Annotated in this window: 17 protein-coding genes, 1 tRNA gene and 1 riboswitch; of the genes, 11 read left to right on the top strand and 7 right to left on the bottom strand. The window is 58.3% G+C overall.

Annotation, left to right across the window (positions count from 1 at the left end; genetic code table 11):
• Positions 1 to 127: 127 nt before the first annotated feature.
• From RRU01S_RS08830 to RRU01S_RS08820, 3 genes are all read left to right on the top strand, one after another.
• The gene (locus RRU01S_RS08830; RefSeq protein WP_045229890.1) at positions 128 to 1,324 is read left to right on the top strand and encodes an aspartate aminotransferase family protein; all 1,197 of its coding nucleotides are present in this window, start codon (positions 128 to 130) and stop codon (positions 1,322 to 1,324) included.
• 58 nt (positions 1,325 to 1,382) lie between these two features.
• Positions 1,383 to 2,300, top strand: a complete 918-nt coding sequence (gene argF, locus RRU01S_RS08825) for an ornithine carbamoyltransferase (protein ID WP_045229889.1) — start codon at positions 1,383 to 1,385, stop codon at positions 2,298 to 2,300.
• A 341-nt stretch (positions 2,301 to 2,641) separates the two neighbouring features.
• A complete protein-coding gene (locus RRU01S_RS08820; RefSeq protein WP_045229888.1) occupies positions 2,642 to 3,634 on the top strand; it encodes an Hsp33 family molecular chaperone in 993 nt (330 codons plus the stop codon).
• 29 nt (positions 3,635 to 3,663) lie between these two features.
• On the opposite strand, the gene apaG is transcribed toward RRU01S_RS08820, so the two are convergent.
• A complete protein-coding gene (gene apaG / locus RRU01S_RS08815; protein ID WP_045229887.1) occupies positions 3,664 to 4,056 on the bottom strand; it encodes a Co2+/Mg2+ efflux facilitator ApaG/CorD in 393 nt (130 codons plus the stop codon).
• Positions 4,057 to 4,319: 263 nt separating this feature from the next.
• Positions 4,320 to 5,504, bottom strand: coding sequence for an O-succinylhomoserine sulfhydrylase (locus tag RRU01S_RS08810; protein WP_045229886.1), 1,185 nt, complete (start codon positions 5,502 to 5,504; stop codon positions 4,320 to 4,322).
• Positions 5,505 to 5,549: 45 nt separating this feature from the next.
• Positions 5,550 to 5,628, bottom strand: a riboswitch (SAM riboswitch).
• Between the two features lie 75 nt (positions 5,629 to 5,703).
• Between RRU01S_RS08810 and RRU01S_RS08805 the strand changes: the two genes are divergently transcribed.
• The 3 genes from RRU01S_RS08805 to RRU01S_RS08795 all read left to right on the top strand — a co-directional run bounded on the left by RRU01S_RS08805 (position 5,704) and on the right by RRU01S_RS08795 (position 7,491).
• The gene (locus RRU01S_RS08805; RefSeq protein WP_045229885.1) at positions 5,704 to 6,801 is read left to right on the top strand and encodes a 2'-deoxycytidine 5'-triphosphate deaminase; all 1,098 of its coding nucleotides are present in this window, start codon (positions 5,704 to 5,706) and stop codon (positions 6,799 to 6,801) included.
• A gap of 47 nt (positions 6,802 to 6,848) precedes the next feature.
• Positions 6,849 to 6,922: transfer RNA gene (locus RRU01S_RS08800), tRNA-Gly, on the top strand.
• A gap of 245 nt (positions 6,923 to 7,167) precedes the next feature.
• Complete coding sequence (locus RRU01S_RS08795) at positions 7,168 to 7,491, top strand: BA14K family protein (protein ID WP_045229884.1); 324 nt, start codon at positions 7,168 to 7,170, stop codon at positions 7,489 to 7,491.
• Between the two features lie 38 nt (positions 7,492 to 7,529).
• Here the strand turns inward: RRU01S_RS08795 and RRU01S_RS08790 are convergent, their stop codons facing one another.
• Positions 7,530 to 9,467, bottom strand: a complete 1,938-nt coding sequence (locus RRU01S_RS08790; RefSeq protein ID WP_045229883.1) for a glycosyltransferase family 2 protein — start codon at positions 9,465 to 9,467, stop codon at positions 7,530 to 7,532.
• 174 nt (positions 9,468 to 9,641) lie between these two features.
• Between RRU01S_RS08790 and RRU01S_RS08785 the strand changes: the two genes are divergently transcribed.
• On the top strand, positions 9,642 to 10,403 hold the full coding sequence (locus RRU01S_RS08785) for a transporter substrate-binding domain-containing protein (RefSeq protein WP_045229939.1): 762 nt from the start codon (positions 9,642 to 9,644) through the stop codon (positions 10,401 to 10,403).
• 6 nt (positions 10,404 to 10,409) lie between these two features.
• Here the strand turns inward: RRU01S_RS08785 and RRU01S_RS08780 are convergent, their stop codons facing one another.
• Both RRU01S_RS08780 and RRU01S_RS08775 read right to left on the bottom strand, forming a co-directional pair.
• Positions 10,410 to 11,075, bottom strand: coding sequence for a S24 family peptidase (locus RRU01S_RS08780; RefSeq protein ID WP_045229882.1), 666 nt, complete (start codon positions 11,073 to 11,075; stop codon positions 10,410 to 10,412).
• Positions 11,076 to 11,186: 111 nt separating this feature from the next.
• Positions 11,187 to 11,837, bottom strand: a complete 651-nt coding sequence (locus RRU01S_RS08775) for a response regulator (RefSeq protein ID WP_045229881.1) — start codon at positions 11,835 to 11,837, stop codon at positions 11,187 to 11,189.
• A gap of 224 nt (positions 11,838 to 12,061) precedes the next feature.
• Between RRU01S_RS08775 and RRU01S_RS08770 the strand changes: the two genes are divergently transcribed.
• Entirely contained in the window at positions 12,062 to 12,427 is a 366-nt protein-coding gene (locus tag RRU01S_RS08770; RefSeq protein WP_045229880.1) for a DUF952 domain-containing protein, read from the top strand.
• Positions 12,427 to 13,515 carry a quinone-dependent dihydroorotate dehydrogenase gene (locus RRU01S_RS08765; RefSeq protein WP_045229879.1) on the top strand — a complete coding sequence of 363 codons (1,089 nt, stop codon included), beginning with the start codon at positions 12,427 to 12,429 and terminating at the stop codon, positions 13,513 to 13,515. Before RRU01S_RS08770 ends, RRU01S_RS08765 begins: the two co-directional genes overlap by 1 nt.
• Before the next feature lie 253 nt (positions 13,516 to 13,768).
• Here the strand turns inward: RRU01S_RS08765 and RRU01S_RS08760 are convergent, their stop codons facing one another.
• Both RRU01S_RS08760 and RRU01S_RS08755 read right to left on the bottom strand, forming a co-directional pair.
• On the bottom strand, positions 13,769 to 14,266 hold the full coding sequence (locus tag RRU01S_RS08760) for a CAP domain-containing protein (protein WP_045229878.1): 498 nt from the start codon (positions 14,264 to 14,266) through the stop codon (positions 13,769 to 13,771).
• Position 14,267: 1 nt separating this feature from the next.
• Positions 14,268 to 14,534, bottom strand: coding sequence for a DUF6460 domain-containing protein (locus RRU01S_RS08755; protein ID WP_045229877.1), 267 nt, complete (start codon positions 14,532 to 14,534; stop codon positions 14,268 to 14,270).
• Between the two features lie 159 nt (positions 14,535 to 14,693).
• Here RRU01S_RS08755 and RRU01S_RS08750 point away from each other — a divergent pair, with 159 nt between their 5' ends.
• Positions 14,694 to 15,638, top strand: coding sequence for a class I SAM-dependent methyltransferase (locus RRU01S_RS08750; RefSeq protein WP_045229876.1), 945 nt, complete (start codon positions 14,694 to 14,696; stop codon positions 15,636 to 15,638).
• A 198-nt stretch (positions 15,639 to 15,836) separates the two neighbouring features.
• The gene (locus RRU01S_RS08745) at positions 15,837 to 16,448 is read left to right on the top strand and encodes a YitT family protein (RefSeq protein WP_045229938.1); all 612 of its coding nucleotides are present in this window, start codon (positions 15,837 to 15,839) and stop codon (positions 16,446 to 16,448) included.
• Positions 16,449 to 16,497 lie beyond the last annotated feature (49 nt).

Raw genomic sequence — 16,497 nt, 5'->3', positions numbered from 1 at the left:
AGTGGCAATAGTGATCGCGTAGTACAGGAAAGACACCAAGCCGCCGCGAGGCGGCATTTTTGATTTTCAGGCACGGGAAACCGGTAAGCCCTCTTGACAGCGCCTTTGCGCAGGGAGTGATACAGCCATGGCCGACACCGCGCCATTGTTCGATACGTTTTCCAGAGCCCCGCTGCGCTTTGAGCGAGGAGAGGGCGTTTGGCTCGTCACGGAAAACGGCGAGCGATATCTGGATTTCGGCGCGGGCGTGGCCGTTACTTCGGTTGGCCACAGCCATCCGCACATGGTGGATGCCCTGAAATCGCAGGCGGAAAAGGTCTGGCACCTGTCCAATCTTTATGAGGTTGCGGGACAGGAAGTGCTGGCCAAGCGGCTGACGGATGCAACTTTTGCGGATAAGGTGTTCTTCACCAATTCGGGTGCGGAATCCCTGGAATGCGCGATCAAAACCGCGCGCCGCTACCATTACACCCACAGTCATCCGGAAAAATTCCGCATCATCACCTTTGAGGGCGCCTTCCATGGACGCACGCTGGCGACCATCGCAGCCGGTGGCCAGCAGAAATATATCGAGGGCTTCGGCCCCAAGGTCGAAGGTTTCGACCAGGTGCCGTTCAACGATCTTGATGCGCTGAAGGCGGCCATCGTTCCGGAAACGGCAGCCTTGCTGATCGAGCCCATCCAAGGCGAGGGCGGTGTGCGCCCCGTTTCGCCGGAATTCCTGCGGGAACTTCGGGCACTGTGTGACGAACACGGCCTGCTGCTGATTTTCGATGAAGTGCAGACCGGCGTCGGCCGTACCGGCAAGTTCTTTGCGCACGAATGGTCGGGTGTGACGCCTGACATCATGGCGGTGGCCAAGGGTATCGGCGGTGGCTTCCCGTTCGGCGCATGCCTCGCGACGGCGCAAGCGGCTTCCGGCATGACGGCTGGCGTCCACGGCACGACCTATGGCGGCAACCCGCTGGCCATGGCCTGCGGTAATGCGGTGCTGGATATCGTTCTGGCTGACGGCTTTTTGCAGCAGGTACGGGATGTGACGCTGGTGTTCCGCCAGGGCCTCGCATCGCTGAAGGACCGCTACCCCGACGTGATCGAAGAAATCAGAGGCGAGGGCCTGCTGATCGGCGTGAAGGCGAAAGTGCCGTCCTCCGATCTGCTGCATGCCATTCGTGCCGAGCGTCTTCTGGGCGTTCCGGCGGGCGATAACGTCATCCGTCTGCTGCCGCCGCTTGTGGTGACGGCGGAAGAGGCGCGAGAAGGTTTGGCCCGGCTTGAGCGTGCCGCGGAAAGCCTCACCACGAAAATGGCAAAAAGCGCTTGAAAAGCGCACTGTCCAGGCAAGCGCGCCGCGCGGCCTGCATCAATGGGACTGTATTGAAATGGCATCAGCAAAGCATTTTCTAGACCTTTCGGCCGTCGGTTCGGAAGACCTGCGGGTTATTATGGACGACGCCCGCACCCGCAAGATCGCCACCAAGAACGGCACAGCGGAAAAGCCGCTGGCCGGCAAGATGCTGGCGATGATCTTCGAAAAGCCGTCTACCCGCACCCGCGTCTCCTTCGATGTCGGCATGCGCCAACTGGGCGGCGAGACGCTGTTTTTGTCCGGCACGGAAATGCAGCTTGGTCGCGCCGAAACCATTGGCGATACGGCCAAGGTTCTGTCGCGCTATGTGGATGCCATCATGATCCGCACCACAGACCATTCGCGCCTGCTGGAGTTGGCCGAACACGCCACCGTTCCCGTCATCAACGGCCTTACAGACGATACCCATCCCTGCCAGATCATGGCCGATATTCTGACCTTCGAAGAGCATCGCGGCCCCGTCAAAGGCAAGACGATTGCCTGGACGGGCGACGGCAACAACGTGCTGCATTCGCTGGTGGAAGGTGCGGCCCGCTTCGGTTACCGCATGAACATGGCCGTGCCGATGGGTTCCGAACCGCATGACCGGTTCCTCAACTGGGCACGCAACAATGGCGGCGAAATCATGCTGTATCATGATGCAGAACGGGCCGTGGAGGGTGCCGATTGCGTTGTGACCGACACTTGGGTGTCCATGAACCAGGAACACAAGGCCCGCGGTCACAACATCTTCCAGCCCTATCAGGTCAATGCTGCCCTGATGGGTAAGGCCAACAAGGACGCGCTGTTCATGCACTGCCTGCCGGCGCACCGCGGCGAGGAGGTGACGGATGGGGTCATCGATGGTCCGCAGTCCGTGGTCTTCGACGAGGCCGAAAACCGCCTGCACGCGCAAAAGGCCATCATCGCCTGGTGCATGGGCGTCATCTGACCGGTCGCACGTGGAGGCCGCACGGAAGCGCTTGAATTTCAGGCATGGCTTCCTATTTTTAGCGCAGTTCAATGCCGCCGTTTTTGAAACGGCGGCCTTTCATCACCTGTTCGCCGCCCGATGGCCTGGTGCCGGTTCGCGTCTCGCAAGAGCACGGGTCGGACCAACAACGCTGTTTTCAGATAATCTGCCCGTTTAGCGAAAGTTAAGCTGGGGCAGTGGTTCCGTTTTCATCGCCCCCGGTCTATTTGTGCGATACGAACATCACGCCTGTCGGTCGTTGCCTCTCGGTTTCGATCAATCTGCGCAAGCACAGGCGACGGACGTCAAGGAGTTAGGATATGGCAGACGCGACGGTACAGCTGGACGATCTCGAATTGGCTGGCGATGACAAGGTCGTTCCTTTTCAGGTGGAAGGGCTGGATGTGCGCGGACGCGCCGTCCAGGTCGGCCCGCTTCTCAACGCCATTCTGGCGCGCCATGATTACCCGCCGGTGGTCGCCCGCCTTTTGGCGGAGGCCGTGGTTCTGACGGCACTCATCGGCACGTCTCTCAAATTTTCCGGCAAGCTGACGCTTCAGACCAAAAGCGATGGCCCCGTGGACCTGCTGGTAGCGGATTTTTCCGCGCCTGACAGCATGCGCGCCTATGCTCGCTTCGACGAGGAGCGGCTGGCGGAGGCGATGGCTTCGGGCCAGACCTCGCCGGAACAGTTGCTGGGCGACGGCATCCTTGCCTTCACCATCGACCAGGGCGTCGGCATGCAGCCATATCAGGGCATCGTTCCCCTGGATGGGTCTTCACTGGAAGACATTGCGGGCACCTATTTCCGCCAGTCCGAGCAGTTGCCCACCCGTGTCCGACTTGGCGTCGCCGAACTCTTCGACCGCGATGCCAATGGCAATCTGCGCCGCGGCTGGCGCGCAGGTGGCATTATCGCCCAGTTCCTGCCACAGGCACCGGAGCGTCTTCGTCAGCGTGATCTGCACGGCGGCGATGGCGATGACGGTGCGGCCGAGTATTCGGAAGACGACGCCTGGACCGAAGCCGTCGCTCTTGTCGACACGGTCGACATGGACGAATTGACGGACCCACAGGTGCCGGCCGAAAAACTACTGTTTCGCTTGTTCCACGAGCAGGGCGTTCGCGTCTACGATCCGCAACTGATCCTCGACCGCTGCAATTGCTCGCGCGACAAGATCAAGGGCGTTCTGTCAGGGTTTTCTGCGGAGGAAATTCAAGACAGCCAAGAAAACGGCATCATTTCCGTCACCTGCGAGTTTTGCTCCACGACGTATCATTATCCGATCGAGGAACTGGAAGCGGTGAACTGAGGACAGGGCGGGATGATATCCCGCCTTTTTCAATTCAGCACGCGGGTCAAACCGGGGCTATCCAGAGAAAATGCAGGAATGGCGACGATGAAGACTTCGCCATTATCGGCCTTCATTTCATAATGGCCGAACATCATGCCGGATGGTGTATCCAGCGGGCAGCCCGACGAATATTCATAGGTGTCGCCTGATTTGAGGTGCGGTTGCTCGCCGACCACGCCCGGGCCGGACACTTCGTCCACCTGGCCGGTTTCGTCGGTGATGTTCCAGTACCGGTTGAGCAGCGTCACGGCCACGTCGGAGTGGTTGGAAATCACAACGGTGTAGCCCCAGACATAACGGCTGTCATCCGGGTCGGATTGCTTCTCAAGATAATAGGGGTCGACGGTGACCTCGATGTCTCTTGTCACGGCTCGATACATTCACGCGGCCCTAAGTCATTGCTTGTTCAAACATTCTACACCAAACGCGCAAGTCATCGTCAAGAAACTGCAAGTGGTCGCAGGATTTCGATGGCTATAATGACGGCGCACTTGGTCCAGCGGATATCACTTTAACGGTAACATCCCGTTACCATATCTTTTGTTGGGCATGGTGACCGGTCTTGAACGCGTTGTGACGCAGCACGTGCCATCGAGGTAGGGCAGTGACGGCCCGGTCTGAGCGCCGGGCCGTAGTCTTCGGATCAGGCGGAAACCTTCGCGATGGCGGCCGCGAAATCCTCCAGCAGATCATCGGTATCTTCGATGCCGCAGGACAGGCGCAACGTGCCGCCGGAAATGCCGAGCTCAGCACGCGCCTCGTCCGTCAGGTTCTTGTGGGTGGTCGTGCCGGGATGCGTAATCAGGCTCTTGGCGTCACCCAGATTGTTGGAAATCTTGACGACTTCAAGCGCGTTTTGCAGCTTGAATGCCGCTTCCTTACCACCCTTCAATTCAAAGCAGACTAGCGTCGAACCGCCCGTCATCTGCTTGGCAATGATATCAGCCTGTGGGTGGTCGGCTCGGCCGGGATAGATCACCTTGGCGACCTTGTTCTGCTCGGCGAGGAAGTCAGCAATCTTGGCAGCATTGGCCGTCTGCTGGCGCACGCGCAGTGGCAACGTCTCGATGCCCTTCAGCAAGGTCCAGGCGTTGAAGGGCGACATGGCAGGACCCGTATGACGGAAATAATCCTGAAGCTCTTCCTCGATCCACTTTTTGTCAGAGAGCACGACGCCACCGAGGCAACGGCCCTGGCCATCGATATGCTTGGTTGCGGAGTAGACGACGATATGCGCCCCCAACTCCAATGGCTTCTGGAAGAGCGGCGTCGCGAACACGTTGTCGACCACCAGCTTCGCACCGATCTGGTTTGCAAGCTTGGCAACACCGGCGATATCGACAACTTCCAGCGTCGGGTTCGTCGGGCTTTCTAGGAAGAACAGCTTGGTGTTGGGCTGGATTGCCTTTTCCCAGTTGGCCAGATCACGGCCATCGACCAGGGTGCATTCGATGCCGTATTTCGGAGCCAGCGTTTCGACGACCCAGCGGCAGGAACCGAAGAGCGCGCGGGCAGCAACGATGTGATCGCCTGCCTTCAACTGGCACAGAATGGCAGCGCTGACAGCGGCCATGCCGGATGCCGTGGCGCGTGCATCTTCGGCGCCTTCCAGAAGGCACATGCGCTTTTCAAACATGTCATTGGTAGGGCTGGCGTAGCGGGCGTAGATAAAGCCCTCGGTTTCGCCCTTGAAACGGGCTTCCGCCGCTTCCGAGCTGTCATAGACGAAGCCCTGGGTCAGGTAGATTGCCTCGGAGGTCTCGCCATATCCGGACCGCAGCGTGCCGCCGTGTACCAGCTGTGTTGCCGGGCGCCATTTCTTGCTCATGTCATCACCTTACAAACAAAAAAACCGGCCGCAAAAGCAGACCGGTTACAAGCGCACCCGGTCTTTTTAGCCACTTATTTAACGTGGCTGCAAGCCGACCGGCCAAATCACCACGGGATAAGATTGCCTTAACTCCGTTAACGACTTGCGTCAATGCCTGGCTTTTGGTTTTGTCGCCGTGAAAAGGGATGATCAAACGATGACGAGAACGACGGGCATACTTGCGGATGGCGCGATCCGGGAACTGTTCGCTTCAGGCCAATTGACGAGCGAACGGTCGCTGGATGCCGACCAGATTCAGCCCGCCAGCCTCGATCTGCGCCTGGGCGCGAAAGCCTATCGCGTCCGCGCCAGCTTCATGCCCGGCCCCACGACAAAGGTCATCGAAAAGCTCACGCGGCTCAGCCTGCACGAGATCGATCTCAGCGACGGCGCGGTTTTGGAAACGGGCTGCGTCTACATCGTGCCCTTGATGGAAGCTCTCGCACTCCCGCAGGGCATGTCGGCCTCGGCAAACCCGAAAAGCTCCACGGGCCGTCTCGACATCTTCACCCGAGTCATCACCGACCACGCGCAGGAATTCGACAAGATTCCAGCAGCCTATAACGGCCCGCTCTATCTCGAAATCAGCCCGCGCACCTTCCCCATCGTCGTGCGCCAGGGCTCCCGCCTTTCGCAAATCCGCTTCCGCATCGGTCATTCCGTGCTGGCCGATACCGAGCTGCTGGCCCTGCACGAAAGCGAGATATTGGTTGCCAGCGAGACGCCCAACGTCTCCGGCGGCGGCATTGCCCTGTCCATCGATCTCCAGGGCTTCGGCGAACTCGGGCTGATCGGTTACCGCGGCAAGCATCACACGGCGGTTGTCGATGTCGACCAGAAGGCGGCCCATGACGTGCTGGATTTCTGGGACCCAATCTATTCGCGAGGTCGCGCCGAACTCATTCTCGACCCGGATGAATTCTACATCCTCGTCTCGCAAGAAGCCGTCCACGTTCCGCCGCTCTACGCTGCCGAAATGACACCCTTCGATCCGCTCGTTGGCGAATTCCGCGTCCACTACGCAGGCTTCTTCGACCCCGGCTTCGGCCACGCCAGCGCCGGCGGCACCGGCAGCCGCGCCGTCCTCGAAGTCCGCAGCCATGAAGTCCCCTTCATCCTGGAACACGGCCAGATCGTCGGTCGACTTGTCTATGAACACATGCTCACCAAACCCGAAGGCCTCTACGGCTCAGGCCTCGGCTCCAATTACCAAGCGCAGGGCCTGAAACTCTCAAAACACTTCCGCGCCGAATAACCACAAAGCTTGACAGCCCCCAGGAACTATCAGACCCTCAGGTCTGCGCGGGTGTAGCTCAATGGTAGAGCAGCAGCTTCCCAAGCTGAATACGAGGGTTCGATTCCCTTCACCCGCTCCAATCATCTGGTATCGTTGCGTTTTTTGCCTCTTACTCCTGTCGATTTACCGATCGATCAGGCGACGCAAGATCGCGATTTTAATCTCATCTCGCGGCCGCCCAAACACCGCATGGTTTCCAGATAAGACGCAAATCTTAACGTCGTCTCTTCGGCCGTTAGCTACTCTACTTTTGCTAATCTTTGCTGCGCTGGAACAAAAGCCATTCAACTCACGTTGGTTTCCCGAAGAGAAAAGGAATTACCAATGTCCAAGATGGTAAAAATCATTTCTGCATTTGCTTTAGGCGCCGGTTTGTCGGCAGGCATTGCTGCGCCCGCGAGCGCGCTGAGCCTCATCGCCCCTGCCTATGAAACACAGGCGCAGACGCAGGCTTCTGGTTATGGCAACTCCCCCATTGCCTTTACTGGTGGTGCAGCTGGAAGTGCAGGTTCGGAAGGGTTTAATCTCTCCGAACAGGAAATCAACCACGTGAAGTGGTGTGCCCAGACCTATGTGTCATACCATGCAACAGACAATACTTATCAAGCTAAAAATGGTATTCGTACTGCCTGTAAGTCTCCTTATTGATAAAATCCAAGTAAAAACCAGTTAATTTAATTAAAATTTTAGTGATTTCTTGATCTCGGCTTGTGTGGCGTCTTGTTCCACACGAAGGGTTTGTAGCGAAGCTCGTAAAGCGCGCGCCACGCAGCAACGGATAGCATCAGCCAATAGAGCGGGGTATAGAGCCACCGTTTGCCAACAAGCTTGCGCTCATGCGGTATCATCGCGCGTCTGCCCATCAGTAGAAAGATCGTGTAGCTGGCGACAATGTTGAGCATGTCGATACTGAACATCACGAGCTGAGAGGCTGACAGCGCCGCCATTCCCTCTGTCCAGATGATGTGGCCGATATAGAGAACGTACAGAATAAACAGTGGATGCGTGAGCGACGACAGCAGCATCCCGCCGATTAGCAGATGGAAAACAAGATAGGCCTTCCACCCCATTTCCCTGGAAATGGCCACTGGCGAGCGCATCATCACCAGCCAACTTTGTAGCCAGCCCTTGAACCAGCGGCTGCGCTGGTTTAGCCAAACGAAAATGTCTGTCGGCGCGTCCTCGAGTGTCTGGTAGCTGATGACATCGGATTGGTAGCCCAGCCTGTGCAACCGCAGCCCAAGATCGGCATCCTCAGTGACATTATAGGGGTCCCATGCTCCGACCTTTCGCAAGATGGCAGTGCGAAAGTGATTGGACGTCCCGCCGAGCGGAAGAGGCATCTTCATGCGCGCCAGCATGGGCAACATGCGCCGAAACAAGGCCGAATATTCCAGCGAAAAGGATGAGGTGATCCAGGAGGCATTGGCATTGCTGATAATGAGCGGCGCTTGCAGACACGCAAGCTGGTCTGTCTCTGTGCGAAAGCGGGCGTAGGCTTCTCGCAATTGTTTGGGATGGGGGCGGTCTTCCGCATCGTAAACCGCGATGAACTCTCCGCGCGCGCCCGACAGAGCATAGGTCAGTGCCTTCGGTTTTGTTCGCGGCAAGGATGGCGGCACGCGGACGAGTTCGATGTGATAACCGGGGTTGAGGCGGATGATCGCATCGATGGTGGCGGCGTCGTCGGCTTCGCAAACGAGTTTGATATCCAGCCGGGATTTCGGCCAGTCGAGCCGGTCAAGCGCGTTGATGAGCTGCTCCGCCACCGCTTCTTCGCGGTAGAGAGCGACGAGAATGGTGTAAACAGGCAATTGCTCGTCGTTCGACTGCTCGATAACAGCGAGGTTGCGCCTGAAAGGCTCATCCCGCTTGGGAACAAGACGAAAGAGCACGGCTGCCATGTAAAGCGCGGCCGTGACAATGTGCAAAAGCTGAAATGTCAGCGCTGGCGACAGAAGCATCGATCCGACAAGACAGGCTGCGCACATGCCGAGCAGAAACCCCTGTTTTCCATGCAAGGTAATGCGTGCGGAATAGAGCGGCGTCGCTTCAAAGAGCGCGTTGATAGTTTGCCGGGTCCGTCGTTCCGCACCCGCCGTCCACACGGCTTTTCGAAGCGCGGACGGCGTGGTGACGATGAGGTCGGCGGCAACCATCGGTCTGGTGTCGAGTGCTGCCTTCAGCCGCTCGATGCTCTCTATGTCGGGGGTAACAGCGATATAGGGTTTGGCGTCGGCTGGAGACAGGCGCACCATGCGCGTTTCCAGCAACTGAATGTCGAGCGACGGTGTGTCCACCACGATTGCCCCATCCAGCTCAGCGCTGAATGGCAGTCGCAAAAAGCGGGCGAAGGCACCGAAATAGGCGTCTTCTGTCACCAACCCGTCGGCCAGCAACTCCGCCTCGAAACTCGATCCATTGCGTTGGGCTCGCGCGGTATATCGTTCGATATGCGGTTTGCCCAACCCAAGCGATTTCAGAAAGGCAACGTCGTCCCGCTCCGGCGTGGTTTTGCCAAACAGCGAGAATGGATCATCTTCCAACGGATCGAATGCTAGAATTTCGCCTTGCACCAGCATCGCGTTTTGCGAGACTTGTGTATATTCTTCAAAACGCGACATACACAATCAGCCACCGTCAATGGTAGCGCCCCAACAATGCACGTCCGGATGATATACATGCGCCCCATAGTTGCACCCCTGAAAATTAGTAGTATTTTTGCTTTCTTGGCCGGTGCGATCATTTTTTCAGCCCCGATTCAGCCGCACGCGCAGGATTTGGCACAAACTGGGCGCCTGCCTGTGCTGTTCGATGCGCAGGAGCGCATGCCCGGTGCAGATCTATCGACTGTCTCCCGCGTGCGTTTTTTGATGTCGGTGGATTTCCCGCCGTTTAACTTTACCGATCAGGATGGGCGTCTGGTGGGTTTCCACGTCGATCTTGCCCGAGAGATCTGCGCACAGCTTAAGATCGAAAACAAATGCCAGGTACAGGCGCTGCCGTTCGACGAGCTGGAAGCAGCGGTGGAAATGGGTGAGGGTGAGGCTGTCATGTCGGGCATCGCCTCCAGCTCCGATCTGCGCAAGAGTTTCAGTTTTACACGGCCCTATACGCTTTTGCCTGCTCGCTTCGCGGTGAACAAAGCGGTTAAGCTGGATGGGCAATCGGCCAGTGCTCTGTCTGGCAAAAAAGTCGGCGTGGTCACCAACTCCCGCCATGAGGCGATGCTGAAAGCCTTTTTCCCGGCCGTTCTGGTCAATGGTTTCGATGGTTACGAGCCGATGTATGAGGCCCTGAAATCCGGCAAGATCGACGCCGTCTTTGCCGATGGCCTGCGCCTGCCGTTCTGGGTTGCCGGCACGGCGTCCAGTGGCTGCTGCGCCATGTTCGATGGCCCCTATATGTCGGACCGCTTTTTGGGCGAGGGTCTGTCGATCATGACGGTCGATCCGGAAAACAAGCTGGTCCCCGCCTTCGATCAGGCGCTGGCTGCGCTGTCGCGTAACGGGCGTCTGGAAGAAATCTACCGCCGCTATTTCCCTTACGGAATGTTTTAACGCGAATTACTGGCTGGCCCAGATAATCCGCGCCATCCATTCCACCTCGTTGAGATCGAAACTGCGGTTGGGATGCTCAGGGTTGAGCGAGAAAAGCTCGATGGTTTTGGCCGTCTGGCGGGCTAGGACCTTGGCCATGACCTCGCCATCCCGGGTTTTCACCACCACGCGGTCACCGCGCCGCACCTGCGCGCCCGGCTCCACGATCAGCACATCGCCATCGCGGTACAGCGGCATCATGCTGTCGCCTTGTACTTCCAGCGCATAGGCACCAGCCTTGTTGGCGGGCGAAGAGGGAAAGTCCACCACGTCCCAACCTTGGCCGGCGGGAAAACCACCATCGTCGAAAAAGCCACCGGAGCCCGCCTGGGCAAAACCGATCAGGGGAATGGCACCCGTCTGGGGCGGAAAATTGCCGTCGGGCAGGGCGTTTTTGTTCGCGTGCCCCATGGCAAAGCCGAAGAATTGGTCGATCGTCGCGCCGGTTGCTTCCAGAACCTTGGAGATGGATTCGGTCGATGGCCAGCGCTGGCGTCCATCCGGTCCCACCCGCTTGGATTTGTTGAACGATGTCGGGTCCAGCCCCGCCTTGCGCGCCAACCCGGACGGCGAAAGCTGGTTCCGGTCGGCAAGCGTGTCGATCGCACTCCAGATATTATCGTGTGACAGCATGTTCAGGGCCCGGGTGGAGCGGCGTCGTCACGCGGCTCTCTTCGATATAAAGTGGAACCTAGCCAAATGTGTCCAAAGAGTAAAGTAATAAAAGGAATAAAATCCTTATCTTTATGCAACCAAAGTCGACATATTGATCTTTGAAAGCTGAATGACGGCCTGTGTCCGGCTATCGACTTTCAGTTTCAACAATATCGCCGAGACATGCGCCTTGATCGTGGCTTCCGATACGCTCAACTCATAGGCGATCTGCTTGTTCAGTAAACCTTCGCCGAGCATGCCCAGCACGCGGTTTTGCTGTGGTGTGAGGGTTCGCAGACGATTGATCAGGTCGGCCATATCGGGATCATGATCCAGCCCGGTCTGACAGGATGCCGGTATCCAGACATCACCCTCCAGCACGGCGCGAATACCGGCGCGCATGTCCTCGATGCCGGATGATTTGGAGATGAAGCCGGACGCGCCAAGCTCGATGGCGCGGCGCATGGTGGCCGGATCGTCGGTCGCGGAAACGATGACGATGGGCAGGCTGGAAAACTCTGCCCGAAGCGCCATCAGCCCGGAAAACCCGCTGACACCCGGCATGGCGAGGTCCAGCAACATGAGATCGGCATCCGGCTGGTCAGCGGCTGCTGTCTTTGCCGCCTCGAAATCACCGGCCTCGATAATGGTATTGTCGCCGTCCAACCCCGCAACCGCCTGGCACAACGCGCCGCGAAACAGGGGATGGTCATCGGCGATGATGATGGTCAGCTGTGACATGCCGCGCCCCCTCCCAAGAGCATTTCATGTGCGCATCATTTTTCGGGAAGCCTTCTCAGACATCAAGACCCCAGAACCCAAGGATTGCGTAAATGTCGACGCAACACAAGCGCTCAATACGTCCCAAGGCCCATACCGCGCCGTCAATGCGCAAAATTCTGTGTGAAGCGGTGGACAAGCACAGGCATTTGCGGCAAACCGCCCGCATATGAAGGAGACGCCGCATGAGTGAAACGCCCCCGATTATCAATCAGGTCATTTACAAGATCGTACCGACAGACCTTTGGCGGGACGCGAAGGAAGCGGGTGTTTTCAAGGGCGCAGCCATAGACCTCAAGGATGGTTACATTCATTTCTCCACCGCAGCCCAGGTCAAGGAAACTGCGCTCAAGCACTTTGCCGGTCAGGACGATCTTCTGCTGGTCGCCGTCGATGGTGGCGCGCTGGGTGACAAGCTGGTGTTCGAAACCTCACGCGGTGGCGATCAATTCCCACATCTTTACGCGCCTCTGCCCTTGAACGCGGTCCTTTGGGAAACACCGCTGACACTTGATGATGAAGGCGCCCACCAGTTTCCGGAGATTGCATGATGAGCGGAATTTTTTCCTCGATCGGTCGGCGCGGCCTGTTTCTGATAGACCCGGAAGTGGCCCACGGCATGTCGATCACCGCGCTGCGCTCCGGCTTCATCCCCACCTGCATGGTGCCGCACGATCCGCGCCTGCAACAGACGGTCGCTGGCCTCGTCTTCCCCAACCCACTTGGCATGGCGGCTGGTTATGACAAGAACGCGGAAGTGCCCGGCCCATTGCTGAAGCTGGGTTTCGGCTTTACAGAGATCGGCACGGTCACGCCGCGCCCGCAATCGGGCAATCCTAAACCGCGCATCTTCCGCCTCGTGGAAAACGATGCCGTTATCAACCGCCTCGGTTTCAACAATGAAGGCCATGCCGCAGCCCTCGCGCGCCTCATCGCCGCTGGCCTGCGCGGCCTCGTCGGCGTCAATATCGGTGCCAACAAGGATAGTGAAGATCGTATCTCGGATTACGTAAAGGGCATCGAAACCTTCGCCTCCGTCGCCTCCTATTTTACCGCCAACATCTCCTCGCCCAACACGCCGGGCCTGCGTGATTTGCAGGCGCGCGAAAGCCTGTCTGCCCTGTTGAAAGCCGTGCTGGAAAAGCGCGATGCCGAGGCACAGAAGCTGAACCGCCCCATTCCGGTCTTCTTGAAGATCGCGCCTGATCTGACGGAGGAGGGACTGGACGATATCGCCGCAGAAGTGCTGGCCCATAATCTCGACGGCCTCATCGTCTCCAACACCACGCTGTCGCGCGATGGCCTGCGCCCCGGCCCCAATAATCACGAAACCGGCGGCCTGTCCGGCAAGCCGCTGTTCGATCTCTCCACCACGGTTCTCGCGAAAATGCGCAAACGCGTCGGCCCCGCTCTGCCCATCATCGGCGTCGGCGGTGTGTCATCCGCCGAAACCGCGCTGGAAAAAATCCGCGCCGGTGCCGATCTCGTGCAGCTTTATTCCTGCATGGTTTATGAGGGGCCGGCTCTTCCGGGCCGCATCGTGCGCGGGCTTTCCACATTGGTGGAGCGTGAACGGGTTGGGAATATCCGAGAATTGCGCGATAGCGCGGTGGATGGCTGGGCCGAGCGGACGATTTAGCGGATAAATACGAGGCTCCCACCTCCATCATCCTAGGGCTTGTCCCTAGGATCTAATCACGCCTCCAAAATCGCAACGTAGCAGATGCCCGGGACAAGCCCGAGCATGACGACGGAAACGTTTGAAAGAGCGTGTAACGGTCGCTTTTTTCCGCCTTCTCCCCGGCGGGGAGAAGAAACCAAGCCGCAACGCCATGCCTTCAAGTGCGGGGTGACGGAGAATTACAGGTCGAGAGGCCTCTAATCCAACCCCATCACCGGCAAAGCACCATCGCCCAATACGGCCTATTCTTCGCCGCCGCATCATAGGCAACCGCCACACCCAGCCCGCCATAATTGCCCAGCATATTCTCCAGATGGTGCGGAGAGCTAATCCACGCCTTCACCACGCGTTCGACCGTATCCTGCCCAGCCGCAACATTTTCAGCCGCAGGCAGCGGCACGCCGCCGTCCTTCATGCGGATGAGAAAACTGTCGGTTAGGCCGATGAGATGCGCCATTTTCTGCGCTTTCACCATGCGGTTGGCCTGATAAGCGGCGGCCTGTTGGGCGGCGCTGTTGACCGAAAGTAAGGGTAGGCCCTTCGAGCGGCGAAGCTCGTTGACCATGGGCAGGGCCGCAGCCGTTTCATCGCGCGTGCCGGAGGCCACACCCTTGTTTGTGGGCGTGGAAACGCAGGCCGAAAGAGCGGCACTGGCAGACACCAGCACGAAGCCGCGTCGGGAAAAGGTAAGCAGGGAATGTTGGGTCATATCAGCGGCGGAAGCTCAAAAGGCGAAGGATGATGAAAACGGGGACGACGATCACGGCACCCGCCAGCAGATAGTCGCCGATGCTGCCCAGAGCGCGGAAGCCGCTGTGCCAGAGGTCGAGCACGAAATTTCTGACGCCATAGATGATGTTCCATGGTGTCAGGCCGAAGACAGCCATGACGAAGCCGACGATCAGAGATACGACCAGCAACTTTATGATCGTGCGCGCTACACTGTCACCCAGCACCTTATCCACCTCACCGGCCATCTGCAAAATCTCCTGAATTCAGCCAAGACATAGAAAGCATGGTGCCTCAATGCAAGCGTCGGCGCATTATCAGCGCCATATTTGCCGGTGCCATGAAATAGGACTTGAGTTTTTTTATGGCCTGATGAAAGACAGCCCACCTCTTTCAGGAAAGCGTGCATGGCCCCACACCAGTTTTCGTCCGGCGATGCCATCGCAGACCGGCGCGCAGATTACGCCCGCATGCTGGCGGAAAGCGCAGATCACACTGCTGCTGCCGAACTGATGGAGCAGGCGCTGGAACTCACACCATCATGGGCCGCCGGCTGGGTCCAGCTGGGAGACTATTGCGACAAGGCGGGGCAGAGGGACAAGGCCATAGCCGCCTATGAGACCGTTGATCGCCTGGACCCCGAGGGTATCTTCGCAGCCCCACTCAAACTCGCCGTACTCGGCGCCGCCGAAACACCGGAGCAACCGCCAAGCGCCTATGTCGAAGGCCTGTTCGATGATTACGCCGACCGTTTCGAAACCTCGCTGGTCGAAAAGCTTGAGTACAGCGTGCCGCAGAAACTGGCAGCCCTAATCGAAACCGCAAAACCAATTGGCGACCAATTCACCTGCACAGTCGATATCGGCTGCGGCACCGGCCTGCTGGGTCTCGAAATCCGCAATTGGACGCAGCGCCTCGAAGGCTTCGACATCTCCACCAACATGCTGGCCAAGGCCGAAGAAAAGACCATCTACCACCATCTGGCGCAAGCTGATCTTTCGCTCGCAGCAGAAACATCCGGCCTCTTTGCCGATGACCTTCCCCATCACCGCGCCGATCTGGTCGCAGCCGCCGATGTCATGATGTATCTCGGCAGTCTCGAAACCGTCATGCCGCTCGTCCTGGCGCTGCTGGCACCGGGCGGAACCTTCGCCTTTTCGGTAGAGGATGCAGGGAACGAGGAAGGCTTTATCCTCCTGCCATCCCTGCGTTACGCCCATTCGGAAGCCTATGTTCGCGCCTTGCTGGACACATCCGGCCTGCAAACGCTGGACACCCGCAAAACCACCATTCGCAAGGACGCCGGAAAACCCCTCTCCGGCATTCTGTTTCTTGCCAGAAAACCCACCTGATCTTTTCGTTTCTTGCCTTTTTATCGATAGGTCAGCCTTGCTTACGTATCGATATTGAAACGCGGCCTCTTGCAGTGCAAAATAGACCCCGTTGAGCCGATCCAATCGCAAGAATGACGATGCGGCGATGCACTCTCATAAAACTGACAGTTCCATTTCGGGGTAGCGCGCATGGCATTCACGAGAAGCGTCTATGGCATGTGGAGTGCCGATCCGGCCAAGCACGCGCCGGTGGAAGACATTCAGGGCATCGTCACCGGAAGCATCGTCTCCGCACTCGGTTTCTACCTTCTCGCCAAGGTCGGCCTGCTCACCGGCGGCACGGCGGGCGTCGCCTTTCTTCTGCACTACGCCTTCGGCATCAGCTTCGGTCTGCTGTTTTTCCTCGTCAATCTTCCCTTCTACTACCTGTCCTTCCGCCGCTTGGGCCTTGCCTTCTCGCTCAAAACCTTCATCGCCATCGGCCTCGTGTCGGTGCTGACGGAACTGGAAAGCCGGTGGATGGTGGTGGAAAGCATCAATCCGCTCTGGGCCGCTCTGCTCGGCGGTCTTCTCCTGGGTTACGGCCTTCTGGCGCTCTATCGCCACCGCGCCAGCCTCGGCGGCATCGGCATTCTCGCCATCTACATTCAGGACCGTTTCGGCATCCGTGCCGGTCTCATCCAGCTTGCCTTCGATAGCTGCGTCATGATCGCCGCCTTTGCCGTCATCAATCCCGAAACGGTGCTTTACTCCATCGTCGGCGCCTTCGTACTCAACCTCTTCCTCGCCATCAATCATCGCTCGGATCGCTATATCGTCGTGCGCTGAACGCTTGAATTTTCGGCCAACGCGGCGCAAAGAGTTAAGACTGCAACGC

The sequence above is a fragment of the Agrobacterium rubi TR3 = NBRC 13261 genome (genome assembly GCF_000739935.1).
In the GTDB taxonomy this organism is placed as follows: domain Bacteria; phylum Pseudomonadota; class Alphaproteobacteria; order Rhizobiales; family Rhizobiaceae; genus Agrobacterium; species Agrobacterium rubi.
The sequence above is the reverse complement of the archived record's forward strand: the minus strand, read 5'-3'. Positions and strand labels throughout refer to the sequence as shown.